The organism is Saccharopolyspora elongata (assembly GCF_004348985.1).
GTDB lineage: Bacteria > Actinomycetota > Actinomycetes > Mycobacteriales > Pseudonocardiaceae > Saccharopolyspora > Saccharopolyspora elongata.
In genome coordinates this window covers 1-25,226 of record NZ_SMKW01000051.1, presented here as the reverse complement: position 1 = coordinate 25,226, position 25,226 = coordinate 1, and the positions used below count along the sequence as shown (strand labels likewise).

Annotated in this window: 25 protein-coding genes; 13 read left to right on the top strand and 12 right to left on the bottom strand. The window is 69.9% G+C overall.

What is annotated here, in order from left to right; translation table 11 throughout:
• The first annotated feature begins 224 nt into the window (after positions 1–224).
• The 4 genes from E1288_RS30420 to E1288_RS30405 are packed head-to-tail and all read left to right on the top strand — an operon-like array spanning position 225 to position 3,079.
• Positions 225–551 carry a hypothetical protein gene (locus E1288_RS30420; RefSeq protein WP_132491202.1) on the top strand — a complete coding sequence of 109 codons (327 nt, stop codon included), beginning with the start codon at positions 225–227 and terminating at the stop codon, positions 549–551.
• On the top strand, positions 548–1,717 hold the full coding sequence (locus E1288_RS30415) for a WXG100 family type VII secretion target (RefSeq protein ID WP_132491199.1): 1,170 nt from the start codon (positions 548–550) through the stop codon (positions 1,715–1,717). Before E1288_RS30420 ends, E1288_RS30415 begins: the two co-directional genes overlap by 4 nt.
• Before the next feature lie 22 nt (positions 1,718–1,739).
• On the top strand, positions 1,740–2,501 hold the full coding sequence (locus E1288_RS30410) for a hypothetical protein (RefSeq protein WP_132491196.1): 762 nt from the start codon (positions 1,740–1,742) through the stop codon (positions 2,499–2,501).
• Positions 2,495–3,079, top strand: coding sequence for a hypothetical protein (locus tag E1288_RS30405; protein ID WP_132491193.1), 585 nt, complete (start codon positions 2,495–2,497; stop codon positions 3,077–3,079). Before E1288_RS30410 ends, E1288_RS30405 begins: the two co-directional genes overlap by 7 nt.
• Before the next feature lie 95 nt (positions 3,080–3,174).
• Here the strand turns inward: E1288_RS30405 and E1288_RS30400 are convergent, their stop codons facing one another.
• From E1288_RS30400 to E1288_RS30385, 4 genes are all read right to left on the bottom strand, one after another.
• Entirely contained in the window at positions 3,175–4,017 is an 843-nt protein-coding gene (locus E1288_RS30400; protein ID WP_132491191.1) for an oxygenase MpaB family protein, read from the bottom strand.
• A 7-nt stretch (positions 4,018–4,024) separates the two neighbouring features.
• A complete protein-coding gene (locus tag E1288_RS30395) occupies positions 4,025–5,188 on the bottom strand; it encodes an alkaline phosphatase family protein (RefSeq protein WP_132491188.1) in 1,164 nt (387 codons plus the stop codon).
• 40 nt (positions 5,189–5,228) lie between these two features.
• Positions 5,229–6,407, bottom strand: coding sequence for an acyl-CoA dehydrogenase family protein (locus E1288_RS30390; RefSeq protein ID WP_132491185.1), 1,179 nt, complete (start codon positions 6,405–6,407; stop codon positions 5,229–5,231).
• Between the two features lie 261 nt (positions 6,408–6,668).
• Positions 6,669–7,802 carry a CaiB/BaiF CoA transferase family protein gene (locus tag E1288_RS30385; protein ID WP_132491183.1) on the bottom strand — a complete coding sequence of 378 codons (1,134 nt, stop codon included), beginning with the start codon at positions 7,800–7,802 and terminating at the stop codon, positions 6,669–6,671.
• Between the two features lie 876 nt (positions 7,803–8,678).
• On the opposite strand from E1288_RS30385, the gene E1288_RS30380 reads away from it, so the two are divergent.
• A complete protein-coding gene (locus E1288_RS30380; protein ID WP_132491180.1) occupies positions 8,679–9,545 on the top strand; it encodes a hypothetical protein in 867 nt (288 codons plus the stop codon).
• A gap of 227 nt (positions 9,546–9,772) precedes the next feature.
• Here E1288_RS30380 and E1288_RS30375 read toward each other — a convergent pair whose 3' ends face one another.
• Complete coding sequence (locus E1288_RS30375; protein ID WP_235883901.1) at positions 9,773–10,006, bottom strand: DUF397 domain-containing protein; 234 nt, start codon at positions 10,004–10,006, stop codon at positions 9,773–9,775.
• A gap of 103 nt (positions 10,007–10,109) precedes the next feature.
• Here E1288_RS30375 and E1288_RS30370 point away from each other — a divergent pair, with 103 nt between their 5' ends.
• The 3 genes from E1288_RS30370 (at position 10,110) to E1288_RS30360 (ending at position 13,582) form a co-directional block, all read left to right on the top strand.
• The gene (locus E1288_RS30370) at positions 10,110–10,811 is read left to right on the top strand and encodes a flavin reductase family protein (protein ID WP_132491177.1); all 702 of its coding nucleotides are present in this window, start codon (positions 10,110–10,112) and stop codon (positions 10,809–10,811) included.
• Positions 10,812–11,034: 223 nt separating this feature from the next.
• The gene (locus E1288_RS30365; RefSeq protein ID WP_132491174.1) at positions 11,035–11,751 is read left to right on the top strand and encodes a MerR family transcriptional regulator; all 717 of its coding nucleotides are present in this window, start codon (positions 11,035–11,037) and stop codon (positions 11,749–11,751) included.
• 121 nt (positions 11,752–11,872) lie between these two features.
• A complete protein-coding gene (locus E1288_RS30360) occupies positions 11,873–13,582 on the top strand; it encodes an AMP-dependent synthetase/ligase (protein ID WP_132491171.1) in 1,710 nt (569 codons plus the stop codon).
• 351 nt (positions 13,583–13,933) lie between these two features.
• Here the strand turns inward: E1288_RS30360 and E1288_RS30355 are convergent, their stop codons facing one another.
• The gene (locus E1288_RS30355) at positions 13,934–15,244 is read right to left on the bottom strand and encodes an MFS transporter (protein WP_132491168.1); all 1,311 of its coding nucleotides are present in this window, start codon (positions 15,242–15,244) and stop codon (positions 13,934–13,936) included.
• A gap of 281 nt (positions 15,245–15,525) precedes the next feature.
• Here E1288_RS30355 and E1288_RS30350 point away from each other — a divergent pair, with 281 nt between their 5' ends.
• The 3 genes from E1288_RS30350 to E1288_RS30340 all read left to right on the top strand — a co-directional run bounded on the left by E1288_RS30350 (position 15,526) and on the right by E1288_RS30340 (position 16,755).
• Positions 15,526–15,933 carry an SSI family serine proteinase inhibitor gene (locus tag E1288_RS30350; protein WP_132491165.1) on the top strand — a complete coding sequence of 136 codons (408 nt, stop codon included), beginning with the start codon at positions 15,526–15,528 and terminating at the stop codon, positions 15,931–15,933.
• 98 nt (positions 15,934–16,031) lie between these two features.
• The gene (locus tag E1288_RS30345; protein ID WP_132491162.1) at positions 16,032–16,424 is read left to right on the top strand and encodes a YidH family protein; all 393 of its coding nucleotides are present in this window, start codon (positions 16,032–16,034) and stop codon (positions 16,422–16,424) included.
• 1 nt (position 16,425) lies between these two features.
• Positions 16,426–16,755, top strand: coding sequence for a DUF202 domain-containing protein (locus tag E1288_RS30340; protein WP_132491160.1), 330 nt, complete (start codon positions 16,426–16,428; stop codon positions 16,753–16,755).
• A 1-nt stretch (position 16,756) separates the two neighbouring features.
• Here the strand turns inward: E1288_RS30340 and E1288_RS30335 are convergent, their stop codons facing one another.
• The 5 genes from E1288_RS30335 to E1288_RS30315 all read right to left on the bottom strand — a co-directional run bounded on the left by E1288_RS30335 (position 16,757) and on the right by E1288_RS30315 (position 21,048).
• Positions 16,757–17,176: an organic hydroperoxide resistance protein gene (locus E1288_RS30335; RefSeq protein ID WP_132491157.1), complete on the bottom strand. Its 420-nt coding sequence runs from the start codon at positions 17,174–17,176 to the stop codon at positions 16,757–16,759.
• Positions 17,173–17,646 carry a MarR family winged helix-turn-helix transcriptional regulator gene (locus E1288_RS30330; RefSeq protein WP_165968330.1) on the bottom strand — a complete coding sequence of 158 codons (474 nt, stop codon included), beginning with the start codon at positions 17,644–17,646 and terminating at the stop codon, positions 17,173–17,175. The genes E1288_RS30335 and E1288_RS30330 overlap by 4 nt, the downstream gene beginning before the upstream one ends.
• A gap of 151 nt (positions 17,647–17,797) precedes the next feature.
• Positions 17,798–18,901 carry a 3-dehydroquinate synthase II gene (locus E1288_RS30325; RefSeq protein ID WP_132491154.1) on the bottom strand — a complete coding sequence of 368 codons (1,104 nt, stop codon included), beginning with the start codon at positions 18,899–18,901 and terminating at the stop codon, positions 17,798–17,800.
• Between the two features lie 85 nt (positions 18,902–18,986).
• Complete coding sequence (locus E1288_RS30320; RefSeq protein WP_132491151.1) at positions 18,987–19,799, bottom strand: 2-amino-3,7-dideoxy-D-threo-hept-6-ulosonate synthase; 813 nt, start codon at positions 19,797–19,799, stop codon at positions 18,987–18,989.
• Positions 19,800–19,812: 13 nt separating this feature from the next.
• Positions 19,813–21,048: an aspartate kinase gene (locus E1288_RS30315; RefSeq protein ID WP_132491148.1), complete on the bottom strand. Its 1,236-nt coding sequence runs from the start codon at positions 21,046–21,048 to the stop codon at positions 19,813–19,815.
• A 249-nt stretch (positions 21,049–21,297) separates the two neighbouring features.
• Between E1288_RS30315 and E1288_RS30310 the strand changes: the two genes are divergently transcribed.
• Positions 21,298–23,241: an FAD/NAD(P)-binding protein gene (locus E1288_RS30310; protein WP_132491145.1), complete on the top strand. Its 1,944-nt coding sequence runs from the start codon at positions 21,298–21,300 to the stop codon at positions 23,239–23,241.
• A complete protein-coding gene (gene pcaB, locus E1288_RS30305) occupies positions 23,238–24,632 on the top strand; it encodes a 3-carboxy-cis,cis-muconate cycloisomerase (RefSeq protein ID WP_132491142.1) in 1,395 nt (464 codons plus the stop codon). The genes E1288_RS30310 and pcaB overlap by 4 nt, the downstream gene beginning before the upstream one ends.
• Positions 24,633–24,704: 72 nt before the next feature.
• On the opposite strand, the gene E1288_RS30300 is transcribed toward pcaB, so the two are convergent.
• Positions 24,705–25,226 (bottom strand): endonuclease domain-containing protein (locus tag E1288_RS30300; RefSeq protein ID WP_132491139.1); only part of this gene is annotated, 522 nt, incomplete at its 5' end.

Genomic DNA, 25,226 nt, shown 5'->3' with positions numbered 1-25,226 from the left:
AATGACAGGAAGGTTCCCATCCTCACGCCCTCCGGGCCGCCGGATGACAGGAAAGTTCCCATGCTCGCACCGCCGCGAATGCCGAGGGCGGGAGGCGAGCGCCGCGGTCAACGGGACGAAAGCGTTAGACGTCTCAAAACGAGCGGAACCGAATACTTCTCAACAACGTCGAACGCGACGTAGGGTCGACAACCAGTCAAATCACGCTGAGGGGAAGTGCCGCAGTGGGTGGCAATCTGCAGATGACGCCCGGGACGCTGACCGAGCACGGCTCCGGCTGCGAGAGCCTCGCCGACAAGTTCGGGCAGCTCGCTCAGCTTCTGGAGCAGGCGCGCACCGACGACCAGTGCTTCGGTCCGATCGGCAATGCCGTCGGCATCAGCGACAAGTACTTCGAAACCCTGCAGGGCTGCCAGGAGATGGCGCAAAAGGCCCAGCAGTTCCTCACCGAGACGAAGCAGGCCCTCGAAGACACCATCAAGGACTACGACGAGACCGAGCAGCAGATCATCGAGATGCTGAACAAGGCCGGAGAGGGGCTCGCAGGATGACCGGCCCGGGAACTTTCACCGAGCTCAACCAGGGCGACTCCACCCGCAAGAACTGGGCCGAGCAGACCCTGACCCGCGGCTCCTCCATCGCCGGTGCCGCCTCCGATCTGAAGGACGCGGCCGCCAACACCAACGGCGGCAGCCTCGCCGACGGCTCCGCCGCGCCCGAATGGACCTCCGCGGTCATCTCGGCGCGCCAGGAGCAGATGGACCTGCTGTCCAATCCCGGCGCGGCGCTGCTGGACAACGGCCTCGGGTTCCTGGTGTCGATCGTGATGACGCCGCTGATCGAGATCGCCGAGCAGGCCATCGGCGACCCCGAGCAGATGCGTGCCACCGGCAAGGGCTGGGACGAGGTCGCGAAGTGGCTCGACTCGGTCGCCGAGCAGGAGCCCCAGCGCGCCGAGGCGACCGCCGGGACGTGGGTCGGCCAGGACGGCGACGCCTTCCGCAAGCAGATGACCGAGTTCGGCGACGGGACCAAGGCCCTGGCGCAGGACGTCCGCGGGCTGAAGGAAACCCTGGACGGCATTGCGGACATGTTCGACATGTTCGTCGAGATGGTCATCAACATCCTCACCGAGCTGATCATCAGCCTGATCATCCAGTGGCTCGCGGCGCTCGCCGCGTCGTGGATCACCGCGGGAGCGTCGGTGGGCGCGGCCAGCGCGACCACCACCGCGTCGGTCGGCATCACCGGTGGCCGGATCGCCGCCCAGGTCGCCAAGATCCAGGCCCAGCTCTACAAGTGGCTGAAGAGGCTGGAAGAGCTGCTCAACAAGATCCGCGAGTCCGGCAAGCTCGGCAGGCTGCTCACCCGGGGAATCTCCAAGGGCAAGATCGAGCAGGTGAAGGACCCCAACACCGGCGAGGTGCTGCGCGAGTTCGCCACGTCGAAGACCAGCAACGTCTTCATGAAGGGCCAGGGCCTGCACAAGACCGGCGAGGAAGCGCTGGCCGCGAACCTCGCGGGCAAGGTCATCGGCGGGGCGCTCGGCGGCAAGGCCTCGCTGGTCGGTGCTGGTATTAGTGGTGTGACGGAGACCCTCGAAGGACAGGCCGTCAAGGAGATCCCGAAGGCCATGTACGACGAGGCCAACCAGCGGATCAGTGGACAGCTCTCTCCGGAGGAGAGCAAGGCCGCGCAGGAGAAGGGATTCTCGTGACCCCGTGGGAGCGGCGAGCTGAATGACCCTGGAACACCTGATCCTGAGCGCACGTTCGTCGTGGTGCCGGCCGGGGGAGCCGATCGCATGGGCCTTCCCCGACCCGTACCACGTCCCGCTGTTCGAAGTGGGCGGGCTCGACGAGCACGGCAAGAAGCGGCGCGGCATCCTCACCCGCGCCGCGTTCCAGGTGGGCGCAGTGCCGTTCCGCGTCAACTCCCTGTTCACCGGCGGCGACGAGCCGTCCGACGAACGCAACCTGCCGACGGCGGTGGTCTCTGCCCGGAGCGTGTCGGAGACCGCCGTGCGGATGACCGGTGCACAAGGCGAGGCCTCCCCGGGAGAACTCCCCGGGGTCCTCGTAGCCACCCCCGACCGGTTGGCGCTGCTGGAGCTGCCGGAACTCCCGGAAGGCTCGCAGGACTGGTTCGACAAGGGCATGGAGACGATCAAGAAGGCCACCGGCCCCGTCTACCGGCTCGCCGACGATTTCGCGGGCACCATGGGCAGCACGGTCAACAACAAGGGCCGGTACTTCGACCACGGCGGCCAGACCCAGGTTCTGCAGGTGATCGAGCGCGCGAGCGTCGGCACCGACCAGATCAGCGGCTACGAGATCGTGCAACGCCGATTCGGCGGTCTCGGGCGCGAACGGGAAGACAGGGCGGCGGCGTACCTGCGGATCACGTTCGCCGACGGCTCGCGGCTCGATCTCCAAGTGCCCGCGAAAGCCCAACCGGACCGGGTGCTCGGTCTGGTCAACACCAGGAGCGGCAGTTGGTAGCCACCCCGAAGGACGTCGCGAAGGTCGCCGAACACGGCTGGCTCCGGCAGGGCGAGGCGTTCCACCGCATCTTCCACCGCGCCCCCGGGTTCCTGGCGTCCACGGTGGCCGGTCGAAACGCCGTGCCGCACGCACCGGCTAACCCCGTACCGACGTGCAAGCAGGAAGTGTCGGAGACGTACCTGAAGCCGGCCGACCTCACCGTGCGCGGGGACTACCTCGGCGACGAGTGGGTGCACGACGCGGGAATCCGCGGCTGGGCCACCGCGGCCGACAGCGGCCAACTCGCGATCCAGGGCGCCGACGTGCTGGCCGCGGGCAACGGGTACGCCTGGTTGGTCGCCACCAACCAGCGCATCGCCGTGGTCATCCCGGCCCGGTTCGTCGACCTGCCCGCCTCCCGGACCCCGCCCCCCGCGCCGCTGCCAGGGCTGGAAACGTCTTTGATCACGTGGTGGGAACAGCCACCGAACGCAGTGCGCGGCATCCGCGACGTGCTGCTGGGGCGGACGTTCGTCGGAGCGCCGTTCGCCTCCATCGACTTCGCCGACGGCTCCAACCTCCTGCTCCGGCAGTGACCCCTCGCCGCAGGCGTCGCGGATGACAGGAAGGTTCCCGTGCTGCACTCCGGCCGCAGCCGTGGTGACAGGAAAGTTCCCATGCTTTCGCCGCGTCACAGCTGGGCGAGGGTTTTGATCGACGGCATGGCCGTCTTGCCCAGGCGGTCCACCGCGCGCTGGACGTGATCGCCCGGGTAGCGGAAGCGCAGTTGGTCCGGCACCGCCAGGCCGGTCGTCCTGAATCCGCACAGTCCGGCCGCGACCACCGGCGCCGGGTACGCCGGGCGGCCGTGCAGCTTCCGCGCCCACCCCGGCAGCACCGAGTACGCGAGGTGTCCGAGCGGCAGGTAGCCGAGGTTCACCGGCAGCAGCCACCACGGCGCGAACGGCCGGTGCAGGAAATCGTAGACCAGGTCGGAGTCGGCCGTCCGCTGCAGTTCGGGCCGGATCTGCTCGAAGTACTCCGCCATCGCGCGGGTCGAGCCGGGCACCTCCGCCGGGTCGAGCCCGACGAGGGCGGCCGCCCGGCGCTGTTCGTCGAAGTACCGGTCGAGCTGCGCATCGGTGAGCGGGAAGCCCGCGCGCCGCACGACACCGGCGAACGATGCGACCTCGGCGCAATGCACCCAGCGCAGCAGGTCCGGGTCGTCCAAGCGGATCTCGGCGCCGGTTCTCCGATCGGTCGCGCTGAGCATGCGGTGCACCCGGCGGACCCGTTCGCCGGCGGATTCGGCTTCGGCCGTCGTGCCGTAGGTCGTCGTGGCGACGAAGTTCCCGGTGCGCATCAGGCGTCCCAGCGGGTCTTCCCGGAACCGGGAGTTCTGCACGACGGCCGCCACCGCGCGCGGGTGCAACGCCTGCAGGTAGAGGCTGCAGATCCCGGCGATCCACATCGCCGGGTCGGCGTGCAGCTGCCAGGTCACGGTCTGCGGCCCGAACAAACCCTCGTCGCGCATCCGCCCGTCACCCGCCCAACATCAGCACCGGAACCAGTTGTTCGGCCGAGGTGAGCGAGCCGTGGTGACCGCGCAGCGCGGACTCCCCCGGTTCGATCACCGACCGGATCACCCCGGAATCACGCATGATCGCCAGCACGTCGCCGATGCGCGGTCGCACCGAGTCGGCGACCACCGGGCCGAACCAGCCCTCGTCGATCGCCTGCTCGCCGGTGAGCACCATGCCGCGATCGCCGATCGTCTCCCGCCAGGCGGCATGCACATCGGCCAGCGCACCGGGTTCGACGTAGATGTGGCGGGCGCGGACCTCGCCGCCGAGGAGGCGGACACCGGCTCGCAATGCCGGGTCGGTGTCGGCGTCGACCGCGTCGCCCGGGTCGATCTCGACCATGCCGTGATCGGCGATCACGGTCAGCACCGCATCGCGCGGGAGGCGTTCGGCCAGCATCGACACCAGGCGATCGATGACCGTCAGCTGCAGACGCCACGGCAACGAGCCGGGACCGTGGACGTGCCCGAGGAAGTCGAGGTGACCGTGGTAGCCGTAGCACAGCGCCGGACCGTCGGCGGCCAGCGCGGCGAGCAGTTCGGCGGCGAGATCGCCCAGGGCGCGCATGCCCCGGAAGTCCGCGCCGCGAAACGCGGCCCTGGTCAGCCCGGTGTTCGCGAACTCCGCGGGCACGACGGTCCGGACGTCGACGCCCACTGCGGCCGCCCGTTCCAGCACCGTCGGCGTCGGTTGGGCCTGTTCCGGTGGCCACTGGTCGAGCAGGCTCCTGCGACCTCCGGCGGAATCGCCCGTCGTGCCGTGGGTTCCCCAGCTCAGCGGGTGCAGCAGGCCGCCCGAGGGCTCGGCGAAGCTGTAGCCGACGAGACCGTGCTCCCCCGCGCACCGGCCGGTGCCCAGCGAGGTGATGCTGGTGACCGTCGTCGTGGGGAAACCGGCCTTCAGCGGCGGTGACGTCAGCAGGCTGGCCATGAACGGCGCGTCCTCCGCGTGCTCGCGCAGCAGGTCCCGGCCGAGCCCGTCGATCAGCAACACGCCCGCGGTGCGGCAGGCCGGGAACCCGATGGTGTCGGAGAACCCGGCCACGTCCATCGCGCCGAGCAGCGACGGGAGGACGTCGGGCAGTGCGCGCCCGTCGTCGTCGGGAGCGACGATCCAGTCCATGGCGCCCTGCCTCTCTCGTGGGCGCGTGCGCCCACGACCGTCAGAATCCCATCGACCGCCCGATGACTTCCTTCATGATCTCGGTGGTGCCGCCGTAGATCGTCTGGATCCGGGAATCCAGGTACGCCTTGGCGATCGGGTATTCCGTCATGTATCCGTAGCCGCCGTGCAGTTGCAGGCAGCGGTCCACGACCCGCTTGTTCAGCTCGCTGAGCCACCACTTGGCCATCGAGGCGTGCTCGTTGTCCAGTTCACCGCGAACGTGGTCCATGACGCAACGATCCGTGAACACCCGGCCGATCTCGACCTCGGTGGCCATCTCCGCCAGCTCGAACCGGATGTGCTGGAACTTGCCGATCGGGCGGCCGAACGCCGTGCGGTCGCGGCAGTAGTCCTTGGTGATGCCCAGGACCTTCTCGGCGGTGGCGGCCGAGGCGACCGCGATCGACAACCGCTCCTGCGGCAGGTTCTGCATCAGGTAGATGAAGCCCTGCCCTTCCTCGCCGAGGAGATTGCGCGCCGGCACCCGCACGTCGTTGAAGAACAGCTCCGCGGTGTCCTGCGACTTCTGGCCGATCTTGTCGAGGTTGCGGCCGCGCTCGAAGCCGGGCATGCCGCGCTCCACGACCAGCAGGCTGATGCCTTCGTACCCGGCGTCCGGGTCGGTGCGGGCCACCACGATCACCAGGTCGGCGAGGATGCCGTTGCTGATGAACGTCTTCTGCCCGTTGAGGACGAAGTCTCCCCCACTCTCGGCTTCGCTCGAGCGGGAGGTGCCCCCAACGTCGCGCACCGCGGTGGTGCGGATGCCCTGCAGGTCGCTGCCCGCACCCGGCTCCGTCATGGCGATGGCGGTGATGAGCTCGCCGCTGCAGAACCTGGGCAGCCAGCGCTGCTTCTGCTCGTCGGTGGCCAGCCTGATCAGGTACGGCGCGATGATGTCGTTGTGCAGCGGTGAGCCGAAGCCGGAAATGCCCGCGCCGACGAGTTCCTCGTCGAACACCACGTTGAACCGGAAGTCGTCGACGCCACCGCCGCCGTACTGCTCGTCGACGGCGAAGCCGAGCAGCCCCTGCGCTCCGGCGGCCAACCACGACTCGCGGCTGACGACCCCGGCTGCCTCCCACTCCTCGACGTGCGGCACGAGCTCCTTGTTGACGAAGGTGCGCACCGTCTCGCGGAACGCCTCGTGCTCGGGCTCGAACAACTCCCTGCGCATCGGTTCACGCCTCCTTTCGATGTTCACGCCGGGCGTGGGAGGAAGGGAACTTTCCTGTCACCACGGCCCTGGCGGGACGACAGCATGGGAACTTTCCTGCCACCACAGCCCCAGCCGGACGGCAGGATGGGAACCTTCCTGCCACCGACTGGTGGGGGCGGGTCGCGGTTCCTGGCCCGGACACCGGTTGCCGGCGGGTGCGAGGATGGGAACCTTTCTGCCATCCCCCTCCCCCGCGGCGAGCGTTCGCGGCGGCGCCGCTCATCGGTCCCTCGAACCGAACGCACCGGATTCGAGCAGTTCCGGCGGGACCTTCCAGTCCCGCAGCACCTCCTCGGTGTCCGCGCCCGCCTCGGCGACCGGTCCGGGCGGCGGGTTCGGGGTTCGGCTGAAGCGCGGTGCCGGTGCCGGCTGCAAGACGCCGTCGCGTCGCACCAGGGTTTCCCGGGCCGCGACGTGGGGGTGGGTTTCGGCTTCTGCCATGGACAGCACCGGCGCGACGCACGCGTCGGAGCCGGCGAACAGTTCGGCCCACTCCTGCCTGGTGCGCTGCCGGAAGGTTGCGGCGAACCGTTCGCGCAGTGCCGGCCAGTTCGCGGGGTCGTCGCGGTCGGGCACCTGGCCCGCCAGCCCCAGCCGGTCCAGCAGTTCGGCGTAGAACTGCGGCTCCAGCGCGCCGACCGAGACGTATTCGCCGTCGGAAGTTTCGTAGACGTCGTAGTAGGGCGCACCGGTGTCCAGCAGGTTGGTGCCGCGGTCGGTCTTCCAGCCGCCGGTCGACAGGAAGCTGAACAGCATGGTGCCCAGGTGCGCGGCACCGTCCACAATGGCCGCGTCGACGACCTGCCCGCGACCGCTGGTGCGCGCTTCGAGCAGCGCCGCCAGCACACCGACCGCCAGGTACATCGCGCCGCCGCCGAAGTCGCCGAGCAGGTTCGCGGGAACTTGCGGCGGCCCGCCTTCGCGGCCGATGGCGTGCAGCATGCCGCCGAGGGAGATGTAGTCGATGTCGTGCCCCGCGGTCGACGCCAGCGGCCCGTGCTGGCCCCAGCCGGTCATCCGCCCGTAGACCAGCTTCGGGTTGACCGCCCAGCACTGCTCCGGCCCCACGCCCAGGCGTTCGGTGACCCCGGGGCGCAGACCTTCCAGCAGCACGTCCGCCCGCTCGGCCAGCGCCAGCACCGCCTCCGCGCCGCGTTCGTGCTTGAGGTTCACCTGCACCGATCGCTTGCCGCGGTTGAGCAGGTCGGTCTTGCCTCCGGCGGCAGTGGGCCGGTCCACTCTCACCACGTCGGCACCGAGATCGGCCAGCAGCATCGCGCAGAACGGGGCCGGCCCGATCCCGGCGAGTTCGACGACTTTGATCCCTGCCAGCGGCCCGCCTGTTCCCGTCACGCCACACCTCTCCGCAGCCTGTGTCACGCGCCACAAGTATCGCGACGCAATTAGTGTTACACCGTTGGTGTTACAGCGGTCAAGGCCTTGACCTGCCCGGAAGCCCTGCTAGTTGGGGCAGACATGCACCACAGGACACCAGGCGGACACCCGATCGCCTGCCTGATCCTCTCTTTCCTCTCCGCACTTGCCTTGCTTTCGGCGGGCAACTTCAGCGCGCACGGTAGATCCGCCGAGCTGCCACCACTGTCGGCCGAAGCCGCCTCACCGCTGCTGGCTCCCGAACCGCCGGCGGTGGTCCGATGAGCGAGCGAATCGAACGAGTCACGCTGTTAACGATGTTCGCGGGATGTCGGCCTACTTGTGGGCGGCAGGGCAGCTCGGTACTCCGGTCGGCCGACGCGGAATGGGGGCGCGGCATCACGGGTGCGATAGTCCGGCGCCGCTCGCCCAATCTTCCAGCAGAACCTGGTTACCACAACGAGCGGATTTGATCCCACATTAGGGTAGTGCGACCAACGATCGACATGACATTGCGGCAGCATGAGAAGTTGCCATAATACTCCAGAAACATGTGTGGGGTTACACCGTGCGAGTCATGCTTGGGCGTATAGCCAACGGTGTGCTCATCGTCGCTTGCTGTCTGCTTGTAGTCGGTTGTCCCGCGCCCCGCGACGATGATCGCGACCAGTCGCCCACACCGGGACCCACTGAGGGCGGCGACCCCGTCGAGCCGTTGCCGCCTCCTCGCCTTGACCCCGAGAGTCCTCCCACCGGCATTGTCCCCACTCCTCCGGAGACCCCGCCTCCCCCTACGGAAGATGACGGTGAGCCCCCAACCCCCGATGCACCTCCGGATGAGGAGCCGCCGACAACGTGATCTCCGCCATTCGTCAGGAGCCCGGGGATTCCGCGGTACACATGACTCCTCTCAAGCTGGTAGCCGCGGAAGCCTCTCTTCTCGCCGCTCTGATGTTCTACTTCGGAGCGATCTACACCGGTCGCTACTACGCCTACTTCCAGCTCTCCCCGCTCGACATCGGGTTGAGTTTCACGGACTTCGTGCTTCAGAGCACCCGAGTGCTGACAGAAGAGGTTGCGTGGCCGCTTATTTTTGCACTGGTCGCAATCAGCATTCCTGCTTCGCTGAGAACCCTGCCCTCGACTCGTCGCCTTTGGAGCGGAATCTCCTCGGCATGGGCGGCACTGGCCCGCTACAACCTCGCGCTCGTGGCTGTCGGGCTGGCGATCTTTGCCGCCTGGATCGTCGGCTGGGAGGCGATTTATCCGTATGTTCCGTTGGCCTTCGCGCTGATCGCTGCGGGGCTGTTGCTGGGACAAAGCCGAGCCGCCCAGCGCGGAGCCCGCCCGAGAAACTTTCTCGGCAAGGGAATACCCGTCTTGATCGCTGTCTTCTTCCTGGTCTGGGGAATTTCTTTGTTCGCAGCACGGGAAGGCACAAGAAAGGCGGTGTACGACGCGCAACACATCGAAGAGCGAACCGCAGTAGTGGTTTTCAGCACCCAGCGTCTGAGCCTCCAAGGTCCGGGGGTGGAGCAAAAAGACCTGGGAGAAAAGACCGACCTGCGCTATCGATACACGGGCCTGCGACTTCTCGCCGCACGCAACGGGCGGTACTTCGTGGTACCTCTTGGCTGGAACCCCAACACCAGCTCAACCTTCGTTTTCCGGGAAACCGACGATACGCGAATCGAGCTGCGGCCAGGAGTTCGGAGGGCCTGAAAGTCCGTGTGGCAGCGGGTGGCCGCCGAAGGCGTGAAGGGCGCCCTTGAACTCGACCAAAGGGCCCTTCACCCAGGGGAATCACATGGGGAGGCCTGTGGGTGCGATTGATGTGGGGAGGATTTCTCGGTCCGCCAGGTAGCGGTCTACTCAGGCGGCTGCGGTAGAGCGAAACAGAAGCGCCCGCCCGGTACCAGGAATACCCGGCGGGCGCCTCACTGCGCGGGTCAGCGGTCGAACTGGCCGCCATTGACTGCGTCGATGAACGCCGACCACCGCGGGGCCGGGAAGGTGAGCACTGCACCGTCGCGGTCCTTGGTGTCGCGCACACCGTTCACGTTGGGGGCGGTACCGACCTCGACGCACTGTTCGGGGTTGTGCAGGCTCTTCGTGGACCTGCCCGGAAAGACCTGCGTGCGGGGCAAGTCCGAGCAGGCATGCATCACAGCAACACGAAACATGCATCGGCTCCCACGCAGCGCTCGCAGTGGTGCCGTCGGCGCGTGGAACGAGACGTCCGTTTGCCGCCAGCCCGGAGGCACTCCCGTCACAAGGATGGATCGCATGACGGCAACAACCTCGACGCACACCCGGATCGAACCCGGCATTCTCTACTTCGGGACACCGGTAGTGCTGATCTCCACGCTGAACGAAGACGGATCCGCCAACCTCGCCCCGATGTCATCGGCCTTCTGGCTCGGCTGGCGAGGCGTGCTCGGGATGAGCGCCCACTCGAAGACCATGCAGAACATGCGGCGGACCGGCGAATGCGTCCTGAACCTGCCGTCCGATTCGCTCGCGTCCGCCGTTGACCGGCTGGCGTTGACCACGGGCTCGGATCCGGTTCCGCCCTACAAGCACGACCGCGGCTACCGGTCCGAGCACGACAAGTTCGGCCGCGCGGGACTCACGCCGGTCGTCTCCGAAACGGTGTCGCCGCCGCGAGTGGCCGAGTGCCCGGTTGCGATGGAAGCCGTCGTCGAGGCAGAGCACCCGGTGGCCGATGACGACGAGGCGCAGCGCGGCGGGATCGTAGCCCTCGAGGTGCGCATCCAGCGCGTGCACGTGCACGAGCAGATCCGCATGGCGGGAACCAGCGACCGCATCGACCCGGATGCGTGGCGACCGCTGATCATGAGCTTCCAGAAGTTCTACGGGCTCGGGCCGCAGGTGCACCCGTCCAGGCTCGCGCAGATCCCGGAAGGGTTCTACCGCGGCCCGGACATCGAACGAGGACGAGAGGCCCCGACGCTGCGGGTCGGCTAGGACCGCCGGTGGCCCGTTCATGCGGATGGCCCGCTCTCGCAGACTCGAGAACAGGCCATCCGCATGACGATCGACCAAGACCCTGATGGCGGCAGGCACCTTCGGACACCGTGATCAGAACTCGCGAGAACGCAGTCCGACCTGCTTGAACCCGGGCAGCCGGGATCACAGCATCGATGAGACACCGTTGGTGTTACAGCGGTCAAGGAGTAACGTTGCGGCCATGCTCCGAACTGCGGACGAAGAGCTCACCATCGACGAACTGGCCGCCCGCGCCGGAGTCACCGTGCGCACCGTCCGGTTCTACTCCTCGCGCGGCCTGCTGCCGCCGCCGCGACTGCGCGGCCGGCTCGGCCTCTACGGCGGCGACCACCTGGCCCGGCTCGACCTGATCCGCGAACTGCAGGCACTCGGCTTCACGCTGTCGGCGATCGAGCGCCACCTGGAGCGCATCCCGGCCGATGCCTCGCCGGACGAGCTCGCGCTGCAGCGCGCGCTGATCGCGCCGTGGACGGACGACCACGCCGAGGACCTGGAGCGCCACGAGCTCGATCGCCGCGCCGGCCGGCACCTCGACGACCGGCTGGTCGAGCAGCTCATCGAACTCGGAATGCTGCAGCGGATTCCGGATTCGACGCGGCTCCGGCTGCCCAGCCCGGCGATGCTGGGCGTCGGACTGCAGATCCTGGACCTCGACCTTCCGCTGGAAATGCTGTTGCAGGCCAAGGGAATCGTGGAGCAGCACACCGCGCAGATCGCGACCGAGCTGCGCGAACTGTTCGCCGCGAACGTGCTCCGACCCTACGTCGAGCGCGGCCGACCGGAAGATGAGCGCGAGCGGGTCCGCGCGGCGACCGACCAGTTGCGACCGCTGACCATCCAGGTCCTGGTCAACGGATTCCAGCGCGCCGTCAACGACGTGATCCGCGACCACGTCTGAATTGACCGGATCGGGCGGCCGATTCCGGCTTTCGGCGCTGGCCAACGACACCTCCCATGAGGTTTCATCTCGTCGTGACGCATGCCACACCCGAGCATGCGCGGAGGGGAGACCGGATGCGATGAGCGCCTCGGAAGCCTGGGCCACGGCCGCGTCGGAGACGACCATCCCGCAGCTGTTCTCGCGCAACGCCGCGGAGTTCCCGCAGCGCCCTGCGCTCACCGACAACGGGCGCGAGCCGCGCGCCTGGACCTGGGCCGAAGCGCGCCACGAGGTCCACGAGCTGGCCGCCGGGCTCGCGGCATTGGGCTTGCAAGCAGGCCAAACGATGCTGATCATGATGGCGAATCGCGCCGAGCACTGGCTGATCGATGTTGCGGCGACCCACATCGGCGCGGTGCCGAGCACCCTCTACCCCACGCTCAGCCAGGACCAGGTGCATTACATCGCCCAGCACAGCAGGGCCCGGGTCGTCGTGCTCGACGGCGCCGACCAGTTGCGGCGCTGGTCCAAAGTGCTGCGCAACGTGTCCACCATCGAGCACGTCGTGGTGCTGGACGAGGCAGCGATGGTGTCCGCGGATCACCGGTTCCGCACCTGGGAGCGCTTGCGGGTGCTGGGCGAACAGCGCTTGCGCGACGATCCGGACCTGGTGCAGCGGACGGCGGCGGCAATCGCCCCGGGCCACCCGGCCGCGATCCTCTACACCTCCGGTACCACCGGTGAGCAGAAGGGCGTAGTGCTCACGCACCGGAACATCTGCTTCGCGGCCGCAGCGCTGCACCAGATCACGCAGCCCGAGCGGCACGCACCGCGCCTGTGCTACCTGCCGCTGGCGCACATCGCGGAGCGGATGGTCGGGCTCTACGCCGCGATCCACGACGCCGCGCACGTGCACTTCTGCGCCGATCAAAGCCGGATCCTGGCCGCGCTGACCCACGCACGACCTGCGCTCTTCTTCGGCGTTCCCCGGATTTGGGAGAAGCTCGCCGCAGCGCTCCGGAAGATCCCGGACGAACAGCGCGCCAACCAGCAGGCGCTGCGCGCCCGCATCGGCTTGGACCGCGCCCTGTGGCCGTCCAGCGGCGCCGCCCCGATCGACACCGGCCTGCTGGAGTTCTTCAGCACGATCGGCTTGGACATCTTCGAGCTCTGGGGCATGACCGAAACCACCGGCTGCGTCACCACCAACTCCGCCGGTGCGCGCCGTCCCGGCACCGTGGGCCGCGCCGTGCCCGGCGTGGAGATCCGCACCGCACCCGACGGCGAGGTGCTGGTGCGCGGCCCGTTGGTGTGCGCGGGATATCTGCAGCCCGACGGGGTGATCCGGCCGGCCGCCGACGCCGACGGCTGGCTGCGCACCGGCGACGTCGGCGTGCTGGACGCCGATGGTTTCCTCACGCTCACCGGCCGGAAGAAGGAGCTGATCATCTCGGCCGGGGGCAAGAACATCGCGCCCACGGCGGTGGAGAACGCGCTCACGGCACATCCGCTGATCGGGCACGCGCTGGCGTTCGGGGATGGCCGCCCGTACCTCGTCGCGCTGCTGGTGCTCGACGAGGACACCGCACCGAAGTGGGCGCGCGAGCGCGGCATCGCCTTCCGGGACCGCGCCGACCTCGCCGCGCACCCCGCGGTCCGGTCCGAAGTGGAGGCCGCGGTGCGGGCCGCGAACGAACGGCTGAACCGGCCCGAACAGATCAAGCGCTACCGGATCCTCGGCCAGCAGTGGGGCGTTGAAGGCGGCGAGCTGACCCCGACGCTGAAGCTCAAGCGCCGGGTGATCCACGACAAGTACGCCGACATCATCGACCAGCTCTACGGCGACTGACCCGGCAGCGCGAGCATGGGAACTTTCCTGTCACCCCGGCCCCGGCGGTGCGAGCACGGGAACCTTCCTGTCACTTCCAGCCCGGCCGCTTGGCAGAAAGGTTCCCTTCCTGTCGTCTGACAGCAAGGGAACCTTTCTGTCATCACGGCTCTTGACGGCCGTGAGGATGGGAACCTTCCTGTCATCCGGCCTGCGGCTTGGCGGCATGGGAACCTTCCTGTCACCGAGGCCCGTAACGGTCTGGGGTGGGACTTTCCGTCACCGTGACGACAGGCCCGGGTTCAGTCGGCGCCCGTCTTGACGCCGCCGGGCGGCGGGTTCCGGTGGCGCCAACCGCCCGGCAGCGCCCGGTCAGGTCGTCGCGGGTTCGGCTTCGCGGGCCCAGCGGGTCGGTTCGCCGGTGATGACCAGGCACGCCACCGTGATCAGCGCGCCGATCACCAGGTAGGCCGCGATCGGCCAGGACACTCCGCCGGAGGCGGTCAGCAGTGCCGTCGCCACCACCGGCGACAGCCCGCCGCCCAGCACCGAACCGCTCTGGTAGCCCAGGGACACGCCGGTGTAGCGGACCTTCGTGGCGAACAGTTCCGCGCAGAACGCCGCCATCGGGCCGAAGACCGCCGCCGAGCCCGCGTATCCCAGCGTCATCGCCAGCACGATCAGCGCCGGGTTCGCGGTGTCCAGCAGCCAGAACATCGGGAACGCGTACAGCGCCAGGAAAAGGCCGCCGCCGAGCATCACCTTAGTGCGGCCGAGCCGGTCGGACAGGTGCGAGAACAGCAGGATTCCGGCGATCTGCGCCGCCGATCCGCACAGGCTGCCGAGCAGCATCACGTCGCGGGTGACGCCGAGCTTCTCCGTTCCGTAGGTCAGCAGGAACGTGGTCAGGATGAAGATGAACGTGTTGAAGCCGAGGTTTACACCCGCCGACAGCAGGATCTGCCGCCAGGAGCTGGAGAACGCCTCGGCGACCGGCAGGCGGGCCCGCTGTCCGCGTTCCCGGATCTTCGCGAACTCCGGGCTTTCGGCCAGCCGCAGCCGCACGTACAGGCCGACGCCCACGAGCACCAGGCTCACCAGGAACGGGATCCGCCAGCCCCAGGTCAGGAACGCGTCGCCGGAGATCGCGGTCGCGCCGGCGAACGCCCCGGTGGCCAGGAACATGCCGCTCGGGGAGCCCAGGAAGGTCCACCCGCCGTACCAGCCGTGGCGGTGCGGCGGCGCGTGCTCGACGGCCATCAGCACCGCGCCGCCCTGCTCGCCGCCGAGGAAGAAGCCCTGCACGAGCCGCAGCACCACGAGCATCACCGGCGCCCAGACCCCGACCTGCTGGTAGGTCGGGAGCAGCCCGATCGCCGCCGTGCACACGCCGGTCACGCTCAGCGTGATGACCAGCATCAGCTTGCGGCCCACCACGTCGCCGAAGTGCCCGATGACCGCCGCACCGAGGGGTCGGGCGAGGAAGCCCGCGCCGAAGGTGGCGAACGCGAGCAACGCCCCCACCCAGGGGTCTCCCGCCGGGAAGAACAGCTTGTTGAACACCACGGCCGCGGCGGTGCCGTAGATCAGAAAGTCGTAGAGCTCGATGGTGTTGCCCACCGCGCTGGCGAACGCCGCCTTGCGCACCGTGGCGGTGTCCGGCCCCGCAGGTACCGTCGCCATCAGGCCTCCCGTCTGTTGCGGACACCGGACCCGGCGTCACGTGGTTCCGCACCACAATGACCAGTGATCGACAAAAGGTCCACCACCTTATTGAGCAGGGCACCGCTTGTGGGCGACTTCCCGCCCTGTGGGGCAACGCCTTTTCGTGACGGGTCGTGATGGAAACCGGTTCGGGCGAACCACGTTTCAGTGATCCGCCGTCGCATCTGCCGCATTTCGCTCGACCTCGGCGATAAAGAGAAGCGAATCGTCTGCTTCACCAACCCAGGAGGAATGACGAAATGGCTGCAAAACGGCTCATCGGCCGAACCTTGCTCGCCGCCGCCACGCTGGCCGGCACCGCGCTGGCCCCGGCGCTCGCCCACGCAGAACCTGCGTCGGCCCCGCACGGCAGCATGATGAACCTCTCAGTCCGCGGCGAAGGCCGCGACGACCTCCGGAGCGCGTTCCTGCTGTGCGAGCCCGCCGGCGGCTCGCATCCGCACGCGCAAGACGCGTGTTCGGCGCTCAGAGACGTCAATGGTGACTTCAACCTGCTCAGCACCGGTAACTCCACGTGTCCGCTGGTGTACCGACCGGTGACGCTCACCGCGCAGGGCAGGTGGCAGGGCAAGCCGGTCACCTTCGAGAAGACCTACCCGAACGAATGCGTCGCCGGAGCCGCGACCGGCAAGGTGTTCTCGTTCTGAGGCTGCTGTCGGGCCCCGCCGCGTGCGGGGCCCGACGCGTGCCGTGACCTGTGGAACACGCGCTCTCGCCGTACCGCCGTTCGGGTTACCGTGACCGCATGGCGACCGACCGAGAAGACTGCGATTCCCGCTGGCCGCGGCGGCTGTACCGGGACGGCTCCGATCCCGACCCGAGGTTCACCCTGGCCAACGAGCGCACCTTCCTGGCGTGGATCCGCACCGCGCTGGCGCTGATGGCCGGCGGCGTCGGCGTCGAGGCGCTGAGCGCGGCCACCGGTCAGCCGAGTCCACTGCGGACCGCGTTGGCGGTCCTGCTGCTGCTCGCCGGGGTGCTTTGCAGCGCAACTGCTTTCACGCGCTGGTGGACCACCGAGCGGGCGCTGCGGCGCGGCCGCCCGCTGCCTGCGCCGCGGCTGGCGCCGGTCCTCGGCTACGGGCTCGGCGCGATCGGCGTGGCCGCCTGCGTGCTCCTGTTCGTGACCGGGTTCTGACGTGGCGCGCCCCGACGGGCCCTGGGATCCGGGGCTGCAAGTCGAGCGGACCACCCTCGCGTGGCTTCGCACCGCGCTGGCGTTCGTCGTCGGAATGCTGGTGCTGCTGCGGCTCCTCGCGCACGAGAGCATCGTCGCGGCAGCGGTTTGCGCCGCGCTCACCCTGCCACTCGGGCTTGCCATCGGCTGGCTCGTCTGGCACCGGCACCTCCGGGGCGAACGCAGGCTGCACGCCGAGACCCCGCTGCCCGGCGGGGTGCTGCCGGCGGCGGTCGCCGTCTTGGCGGTGCTCGCCGGCAGCTCCGGCCTGCTCTACGTGCTGTTCTCCTGAGTCAGGCGACCCGCAATTCGATCTCGACGTTGCCGCGGATCGCGTTCGAGTACGGGCAGACCTGGTCCGCAGCGGCAACGAGTTCTTGCGCCTGCTCGCGCGGCACGCCCGGCAGGCCGACGACCAGGCCGACGCTGAGGCCGAACCCGCCGGCGTCGTTGCGGCCGATGCCGACCTGGGCGGTGACCGACGAATCGGCGATGTCGGCCTTGGCGCGGCGCGCCACCACCTGGAGCGCGCCGTGGAAGCACGCCGCGTACCCGGCGGCGAAGAGCTGCTCGGGGTTGGTCGCCGTACCGCCCGGGCCGCCCATCTCCTTCGGCACCGCGAGGTCGAGGTCCAGGACGCCGTCCGAGGACCGGGTCCGGCCGTCCCGGCCCGCGCCGGTCGCCGTCGCTTCGGCCGTGTAGAGCACTGTCATCGCTGACCCTCCCGCTTGTCTTCCGCCTGCTGTTGCGCCGCCGAATCCAGGGCGGCCGTCAGGCGTTCCAATGTGGACTTCAGTTGGACGAGCTCGTCGACCTGCAGTCCGGTCGCGGCCACCATCCGGTCCGGGATGCACCGGGCCTGCGCCCGCATTTCCGCACCGTCCGCCGTCAGCGCGACCGCCACGGACCGCTCGTCGACGAAGCTGCGTTGACGCGTGATCAGGCCGCGCGCCTCCAGCCGCTTCAGCAGCGGCGACAAGGTGCCGGAGTCGAGCCGCAGGGCGGCACCGAGCTCCTTGACCGTCACCGACTCGTGCTCCCACAGCGCCAGCATCACGAGGTACTGCGGGTAGGTGAGCCCGAGCTCGTCCAGGACCGGCCGGTACAGGCCGGTGAACGCCCGCGAAGCGCTGTACAGCGCGAAGCAGACCTGCCGGTCCAACGCCAACCTCGACTCATCCACACGGACAACGTAGCGCGAAATTCAGTTGTGCACAACTCAGTTGGGTACCGCCGATTGTGAGCATGGGAACTTTCCTGTCACCCCACCCCCCGAGCAGCGAAGGGCCCTCGCCGCCGGGCGCCGGTGGCGAGGGCCCTTCACCTGCATCGGGTCACTTCTCCAGGCAGAACTCCTTGATCGGGTAGCCGACGTGGCGGTCCTCCGCCGGCAGGTAGCCGAGCAGCCGGTCGCCCGGCTTGAGCTCCGTGCTGTTGAGGACCACGCCGCCCGGCCCCAGCACCCGGACGTGCCAGTCGTCCTGCAGGATCAGGTTCACCTGCTGGCCTGTGGTGCTGACCGCCTCGATCGAGATCAGCGGCCGGCTCTCGATCTTGACGCGGCCGACCGTGACCACCCGGGTGCGGCCCTTGGTGTCCACCGCGAGGACCTTGCTGCCCGACTTCAGCTCGCTCAGGTAGTTGGTGCGGCCCTGGTGGGACACGGTGTATGAGTGGATCGCCCCGGCGTTGACCCGGAACGGGCGGGTCGGCATGTACGGCAGCGGGTGCGTTTCGCTGACGCAGAGGATCATGCCCTTGGAGTGGGAGCCGACGAGGATGCCCTCGTCCTCGCGGAAGTAGGTGCAGGTGTCCACACACGCCCGCTCGCCCATGCCGACGTGCTCGGTGCGCACCACCTCCAGCTCGGTCAGCTCCAGGTCGGCCGAGCCGCCCGCGGACGCCGCGACCAGGTCGGTGGCGTCACCGACGCGCTGCGGCTTGAGCAGCACGCCGTCCGAGCCGTGCTCCAGGACGCCGAAGACGATCTCGGCCTCCTCCACGTCTTCGACGACCGTGACGATGCTGCCGGAGGCGCCGGCCGCGGCGGCGAGCACGATCTCCAGCGGGATCTTCGTCGGGTCGCGGAACCACAGCACGCTCCACCGCTGGGTGCGCGCCGCCTCGCAGGCGACCTCCAGCGTCGGCGCGTCGACGATCTCCACGAACGGCCCGAACTCGACGCCCGGGTGGCGGGCCGCCAGCACCGCCGGGTCGCCGTGGCGCTCCGGGTCGACGATCACCACGTCCGCCGGCCCCAGGTCGTCGGGCAGCGGGCCGCGCGGCAGCAGCACCTTGCGCACCGTCGGCGGCAGGTCGACCAGCTCGCCGGGCTCGTCGGCCACGATGGCGCTCACCCGCTGGTGCACCGCCTCCTCGACGATGGCGGTCTTGATCTCGGCGTCCACACCTCGGATGTCCAACCACGTCAGTCTCATCACGCGCTCCTCGGTCAGGTCTCGGTGACTGTTGGCGGAACTCGGTTCGCACGGGCGGTCCCCGCGCTGGGTGGGGCCGGGCTGGTCAGGAGGCCAGTTCCGGCACCAGGTCGTCGGTGAACTCGCGGGCCGGATGGATCAGCGCCGCCACCCGTCGTGCCCGCTCCCCGGGGTCCGGGGCCTCGAAGATGTTGCGCCCCATCGCCACACCTGCCGCGCCTGCGCGCAGCACTCCCTCGACGTGGGCGAGGACCTTCGCTTCGTCGTCGACGCGCGGGCCGCCCGCCGCGACGATCGGCGCGGCGCAGGAGTCCACCACTTGGGCCATGGCCTCGACCGTGCCCGGGTAGACGGTCTTGACCAGGTCCGCGCCCAGGTCGGCCGCGAGGGTGGCGGCGTGCGCGACGAGCCGCACGTCGCGCGGGTCGGTGATCTGCGGGCCGCGCGGGTAGATCATCGCCATCAGCGGCAGGTTCCAGGCGTCGCACGCCTCCGCGACGGCGGCGAGGTCGGCGACCTGGCGGCGTTCTTCCGTCGAGCCCAGGTTGACGTGCACGCTCACCGCGTCGGCGCCCAGCCGCAGCGCGGTTTCCACGCTGGCGACGAGGTACTTGGCGTCGGGGTCCGGCGCGTGCGCCGTGCTGGCGCTGAGGTGCACGATCAGCGACATGTTCACGAACGCCGCCGGGTCGATGTAGCGCAGCGCGCCCTTGTGCAGCACGATCGCGTCGACGCCGTTGGCGGCCAGCTGCGGCGTGAGGTTCGCCGGGCCGCCGGGCGTCGGTAACGGGCCATCGGTGACGGAGTGGTCCATCGGCACCAGGAGCAGGCGGTCGTCGCCGTTTCGCGACATCCGCCGGAGCCTCAGCTGCGCGCCGAACGATCGGGTGGTGGACACCGGGTCCTCCTGTTCACGAGGTGGGGACGGGATCGGGGCGGGGTCGGTCCATTTCGAATTCGTCGTGCAGCGCGGCCACCGCCGCCGCGGTGTGCTCGGCCGGTACCAGCACCGAGACGCGCAACTGGTTGGTGTGCAAGGAGTTCGCGGGCACGCCCAGCTCTTCGAGGGTGCGCAGCACCCGTACGGCGTATTCCGGCCGGGTGAGCATTCCGGTGCCCAGCAAGGAGATCTTGCTGAGTTCGCGCTGCACCGCCACGTCGCGGCCGGCGTTCGGCACGGCCAGTTCCACCTGCCGCCGCGCCTGGTGGACGGCGGCGCCGGCGACCGTGAAGCTCAGCGCCGGCCGGTCGTCCGCCCAGGTCACCAGGTCGACCGGGATGATCTGGTCGGCGATGGCGCGCAGCGCCCGGTGCGGGCGTTCCGGGTCGTCGGGGTCGAGCCGGATGGTGAACCGGGCGATGTCCGCGTCGTGGGTGATCGCGGCGACGAAGCCTTCCTTCTCCAGCATGCCGATGGGGCTCCCTCCGGTGATCGTGGTGCCGGGGCGGTCGTGCATGGCGCTCGCCACCAGCAGCGGCACGTTTCGGACCGCGGCGAGTTCCACGGCTCGCGCGTGCAGCACCCGCGCTCCGGCGAAGGCCATCTCGGCCATCAGCGGCGCCGCGATCTCCGGCAGCGGACGCGCCTGCGGAACCAGCCTGGGGTCCGCGGTGTAGACGGCGTCGACGTCTGTGTAGATCTCGCACCGGGCGTCGAGCGCGGCGGCGAGTGCCACCGCGGTCGTGTCGGAGCCGCCGCGGCCCAGCGTGAACAGCTCCCCCGCCGGGTCGATGCCCTGGAAGCCGGCGACGACCACAACGGAGCCGCGTTCGAGGTGGGCGCGCACCGCCCGGGTATCGATGGTGTCGATCAGGGCGGCGCCGTGCGGCCCGGTGGTCCGGATGCCCGCCTGCGCACCGGTGAGCGAGACGGCTCGGGTGCCCCGGCGGTGCAGCGCGGTGGCCATCAGGGCGGCCGAGGCCACCTCGCCGGTGGCCAGCAGTTGGTCGGTTTCCCGCGGTGCGGGGTGCGGGTGTAGCTGCTTGGCGTCGGCCAGCAGGCGGTCGGTGGTGTCGCCACGGGCCGAGACGACCGCGACCGTCGGGCGACCGGTCTGCCGGGCGGCGTCGATGCGCTCGGCCACCCGGCGAACGTGTTCGGCGGTGCTCAGCGAGGTGCCGCCGTACTTCTGCACCAATGGTTTCATCGACACCTCATCGCGAGGGGCGCGCCGCAGCCGACGCCGGGACGAAACGTTCTGTCGTGCAACATCTTTCTAATCGACCGCTTCATCGAGGGGCATCGCGGGAACACGTGATTGTCGTGGTGGCGGGCTGATTTGCCGCGCGATATCCCGGAAAGACGTGCTGCGCGGGTCGTGCCCGCGGGCGTTGAATCGGGCGGTGCGATGTCGGCCGGGAGATTCGAGGATGCCGTGCGATCGAGGGGAACTCCGATGCGGATCTGCGTGATCGGTGCGGGCCCGCGGGGCCTGATGGTGCTGGAGCGGATCTGTGCCAACAGCCGCGGGCTCGTCGGCCCGGCGGAGCCGGTCGAGGTCCACCTGGTGGATCCGCACGTGGGCGCGGGTGGCCGAGTGTGGTGGACCGGGCAGAGCTCGCTGCTGCTGATGAACACGGTCGCCTCGCAGGTCACCGTGTTCACCGACGACAGCGTGGAGTGCGAGGGGCCGATCCGGCCCGGGCCGAGCCTGCACGAGTGGGCGCGCGCCGATCCGGACGAGGTGCCGCTCGGGCCGGACGACTACCCGACGCGCGCCTCGTTCGGCCGCTACCTGGCGTGGTTCCTGGACCACGTGATCGCGACCGCGCCGCCCAACGTGACCGTCCGGCTGCACGCCGAGACCGCCGTCGCGCTGCAGGACGACGCGCAGCACCAGCGGGTCCGGCTCGCCGACGGCAGCGTGCTGACCGCGGATGCCGTGGTGCTCGCGCAGGGGCACGTCGACGCCGAGTCCGCCGGTGCGCCACGCGATCTCGCGGAGTTCGCGCGGCGGTACCGGTTGCGCTACGTGCCGCCGAGCAACCCGTCCGAAGTGGACCTTTCGTCGATCGTCCCGGGCGAACCGGTCGGGCTTCGCGGTCTGGGCTTGAACTTCTTCGACTACCTGGCGCTGCTGACCGCCGGGCGCGGCGGCCGGTTCGTGCCGGCCGGCGGGAAGCTGAGCTACATCCCCTCCGGTCGCGAGCCGGTGCTGTACGCCGGTTCGCGCCGGGGCGTGCCGTACCACGCGCGCGGGCGGAACCAGAAGGGCGTGTCGGGGCGGCATGAACCGCTGTTCCTGACGCCGGAGGTGATCGCCGGGCTTCAGCAGCGGGCCGCCGAGGGCACTGCGCCGGGTTTCCTGGGCGATGTGTGGCCGCTGGTGTCCAAAGAGGTCCGTGCGGTGTACTACACGACCTGGATCGGGCAGCACCGCAGCGCGAGCACCGCCCGGGTCTTCCGCCGGGACTACCTGCGTGCGATCGACGACGAGATCGCCGAGCGCTGGGTACTGCGCCGCTACGGCGTGCCGCCGGGCGAGTGGTGGGACTGGGACCGCGTGACGCGCCCCTGCGCCGGGCGGGTCTTCGCCGATCGCGACGAGTTCCACGGCTGGCTGCTGGAGCACCTGGAACGCGATCTGGTCGAGGCCGAGCTGGGCAACGTCGCCGGGCCGCTGAAGGCGGCGCTGGACGTGCTGCGGGATCTGCGCAACGAGATCCGGCTGGTCATCGACCACGGCGGGATCGCAGGCGGCTCCTACCGGGACGAGGTGCAGCGCTGGTACACCGGGGAGAACGCGTTCCTGTCGATCGGCCCGCCGGCGCGGCGGATCGCCGAGCTGATCGCGCTGATCGAGGCGGGCGTGGTGCACGTGCTCGGCCCCGGCATGCGGGTGTCGGCCGTGGATGCGTCGTTCGTGGTCTCCGCGCACGGCGTGGCGGCGCCGCCGGTGCCGGTGACGACGCTGATCGAGGCGCGGTTGCCGGAGCCGGACCTGGGGCGTTCTGCCGATCCGCTGCTGAGCTGGCTGCGCCGGACCGGGCAGTGCGTGGCGTACCGGATCGCCGATCCGGACGGTGCTTTCCGGACCGGTGGGCTGGCGGTGACGCGCCGCCCGTACCACCTGATCGACGCCGCCGGCCGGCCGCATCCGCGGCGCTTCGCGTTCGGGGTGCCGACCGAGGCCGTGCACTGGGTGACCGCGGCCGGGGCGCGGCCCGGCGTGAACTCCGTGAGCCTGGCCGACGCGGACAGCGTCGCGCGGGCGTGCCTGTCGGTGCCGCGCAGCGAGTCCGGCCCGCGGCAGGCCGCATTGTACGCCGACTACCACAATCCGCTCGCCTGGTTGCCGACCAGCGCGCCGCGGCGAGCGCGTAAGGGGGCGGCCCGATGAGCCCCGGGTTGGATGCGGGCCTGCTCTCCCCGGTGTGGGCGGGTACTCCCGTGCACGCCGCGACCTCCGACGGTGCGTGGCTGGCGGCGATGCTGCGGGTGGAGGTGGCGCTGGCGCGGGTGCAGGCGCGGCTCGGGGTGATCCCGGAATCCGCGGTCGCGGTGATCGAGTCGGTGGCGCGGCCGGAGCGGTTCGACCTCGGCGAGCTGGCCGTGCGGGCGCGCGAGGCCGCCAACCCGGTGGTGCCGCTCGTGTCGACGCTGACCTCGCTGGTGGCCGCGGAAAGCCCGGCGGCCGCCGACCACGTGCACCGCGGCTGCACCAGCCAGGACGTGCTGGACACCGCGTCCATGCTGGTCACCAGGCGGGCGCTCGCCGAGATCGAGTCCTGTTTGGACCGTTGCGCGGCCGCCTTCGCCGGGCTGGCGGAGCGGCATCGGGACACGCCGATGGCCGGCCGGACGCTGACGCAGCACGCGGTGCCGACGACGTTCGGGCTCAAGGCGGCCGGCTGGCTGGCCGGGGTCGGCGAGGCGCGCCGCCGGGTGCACCGGCTGCGCACCGAGGGGCTGCCGGTGTCGATCGGCGGCGCGGGCGGCACCGCCGCCGCCTATGCGGCATATGCGCAGGCGGCCACCGGCGCCGATCACGTGGGCGAGCTCATCGAGGGCATGGCGAGCGAACTCGGGCTCGCGGTGCAGGCCGTGCCGTGGCACACGCAGCGGGTGCCGCTGGCGGATCTCGGCTGGGCGCTCAGCGTCGTCGCCGGGGTGCTGGGCAAGTTCGGCGTGGACGTGCAGGTGCTGTGCCGCACCGAGGTCGGCGAGGCCGTCGAGCCGGGCCCGGCCGGGCGCGGCGCCTCGTCGGCGATGCCGCAGAAGCGCAATCCCGTGCTGTCGACGCTGGTCGTGGCCGCCGCGCGGCAGGTCGCCCCGTCGGCGGGGGTGCTGGCTCAGTGCATGCTCGCCGAGGACGAACGTCCGGCCGGGGCCTGGCATGCCGAGTGGCAGCCGTTGCGGGATTGCCTGCGCGCGGCGGGCGGCGCAGCGCACACCGCCGCCGAACTGGCCGAGGGCCTCGCGGTGTTCCCCGCCAGGATGCTGGAGAACCTGCACCAGACCGGTGGCGCGATCGTCGCCGAGCGGGTCAACGTCGCGCTGGCCCCGGTACTCGGCAAGGCCCGCGCGAAGCAGGTGCTGGCCCGCATCTCGGCCGAGGCCGCGGCCGGGCGCGGCACGTTCGACCAGCTGCTCGCGGACGCGCCCGAGCTCCGGGAGTCCGATGTGGACGCAGAGGCGGTGCGGGAGCTGCTCGCCCCGCAGAACTACCTCGGCACGGCGTCCTGGTTCGTGACACGCGCCCTCGACGAGTACTCACCACCGTCCGGGTGAAGTTGGCGTTTTCGCGCGAAAACGGCGCTGCCCAGGAGGGGGCGGCGACGGTTTCGCGCGAAAACGCCGCAATCACCGGCGGGCCGCAACCGCTGCGCGAACCTCTGCGAGCAGGTCTGGCAAACGCTGATACAAGCGCTCCGCGGTCACCACGATGACGTGCCAGCCGCACGCTCGGATTCGGCGCAGCCGCTTCTGATCTAACCGGTGCCGATCGGGGTCGGCGTGCCAGGCTCCGTCGTATTCGAGGGCGATCTTCACGTCCTCCAGGGCGAGATCAACGCGAGCGACGAAACCGTGCCCATCGTGGATCTCCACCTGCGGCGTCGGGCGAAAACCGGCTTGCACCAGGGCAACACGCAGCTCCGATTCGGGGAGTGACTCCGCTCGCCCATCCAGGAGCGCAGCCGCGGCTCGCGCGCGGACTATGCCGTGGTCATGGCGCCCGGCGAGGAAGGCGTGGATCGCCTTCACGTCGATCAGCCCGGCGTGGACCAGCGCATCACCGGCCGCAACCGCCGGTCTCTGCGGATTCCGGGCGAGGAGATCCAGCACCGTGCGTTCGACGGTCGCGAGGTGGATTCCCGCCCATCC

What these genes read in the sequence shown, in the direction of transcription:
- E1288_RS30335 (WP_132491157.1), bottom strand. Translation starts at nt 17,176, where the DNA reads ATGACAGTGCTCTACACGGCCGAAGCGACGGCGACCGGCGCGGGCCGG.
- E1288_RS30375 (WP_235883901.1), bottom strand. Translation starts at nt 10,006, where the DNA reads ATGTTTCGTGTTGCTGTGATGCATGCCTGCTCGGACTTGCCCCGCACG.
- E1288_RS30390 (WP_132491185.1), bottom strand. Translation starts at nt 6,407, where the DNA reads ATGCGCAGGGAGTTGTTCGAGCCCGAGCACGAGGCGTTCCGCGAGACG.
- E1288_RS30310 (WP_132491145.1), top strand. Translation starts at nt 21,298, where the DNA reads ATGCGGATCTGCGTGATCGGTGCGGGCCCGCGGGGCCTGATGGTGCTG.
- E1288_RS30325 (WP_132491154.1), bottom strand. Translation starts at nt 18,901, where the DNA reads ATGAGACTGACGTGGTTGGACATCCGAGGTGTGGACGCCGAGATCAAG.
- pcaB (WP_132491142.1), top strand. Translation starts at nt 23,238, where the DNA reads ATGAGCCCCGGGTTGGATGCGGGCCTGCTCTCCCCGGTGTGGGCGGGT.
- E1288_RS30315 (WP_132491148.1), bottom strand. Translation starts at nt 21,048, where the DNA reads ATGAAACCATTGGTGCAGAAGTACGGCGGCACCTCGCTGAGCACCGCC.
- E1288_RS30345 (WP_132491162.1), top strand. Translation starts at nt 16,032, where the DNA reads ATGGCGACCGACCGAGAAGACTGCGATTCCCGCTGGCCGCGGCGGCTG.
- E1288_RS30400 (WP_132491191.1), bottom strand. Translation starts at nt 4,017, where the DNA reads ATGCGCGACGAGGGTTTGTTCGGGCCGCAGACCGTGACCTGGCAGCTG.
- E1288_RS30360 (WP_132491171.1), top strand. Translation starts at nt 11,873, where the DNA reads ATGAGCGCCTCGGAAGCCTGGGCCACGGCCGCGTCGGAGACGACCATC.
- E1288_RS30415 (WP_132491199.1), top strand. Translation starts at nt 548, where the DNA reads ATGACCGGCCCGGGAACTTTCACCGAGCTCAACCAGGGCGACTCCACC.
- E1288_RS30350 (WP_132491165.1), top strand. Translation starts at nt 15,526, where the DNA reads ATGGCTGCAAAACGGCTCATCGGCCGAACCTTGCTCGCCGCCGCCACG.
- E1288_RS30365 (WP_132491174.1), top strand. Translation starts at nt 11,035, where the DNA reads ATGCTCCGAACTGCGGACGAAGAGCTCACCATCGACGAACTGGCCGCC.
- E1288_RS30410 (WP_132491196.1), top strand. Translation starts at nt 1,740, where the DNA reads ATGACCCTGGAACACCTGATCCTGAGCGCACGTTCGTCGTGGTGCCGG.
- E1288_RS30395 (WP_132491188.1), bottom strand. Translation starts at nt 5,188, where the DNA reads ATGGACTGGATCGTCGCTCCCGACGACGACGGGCGCGCACTGCCCGAC.
- E1288_RS30370 (WP_132491177.1), top strand. Translation starts at nt 10,110, where the DNA reads ATGACGGCAACAACCTCGACGCACACCCGGATCGAACCCGGCATTCTC.
- E1288_RS30355 (WP_132491168.1), bottom strand. Translation starts at nt 15,244, where the DNA reads ATGGCGACGGTACCTGCGGGGCCGGACACCGCCACGGTGCGCAAGGCG.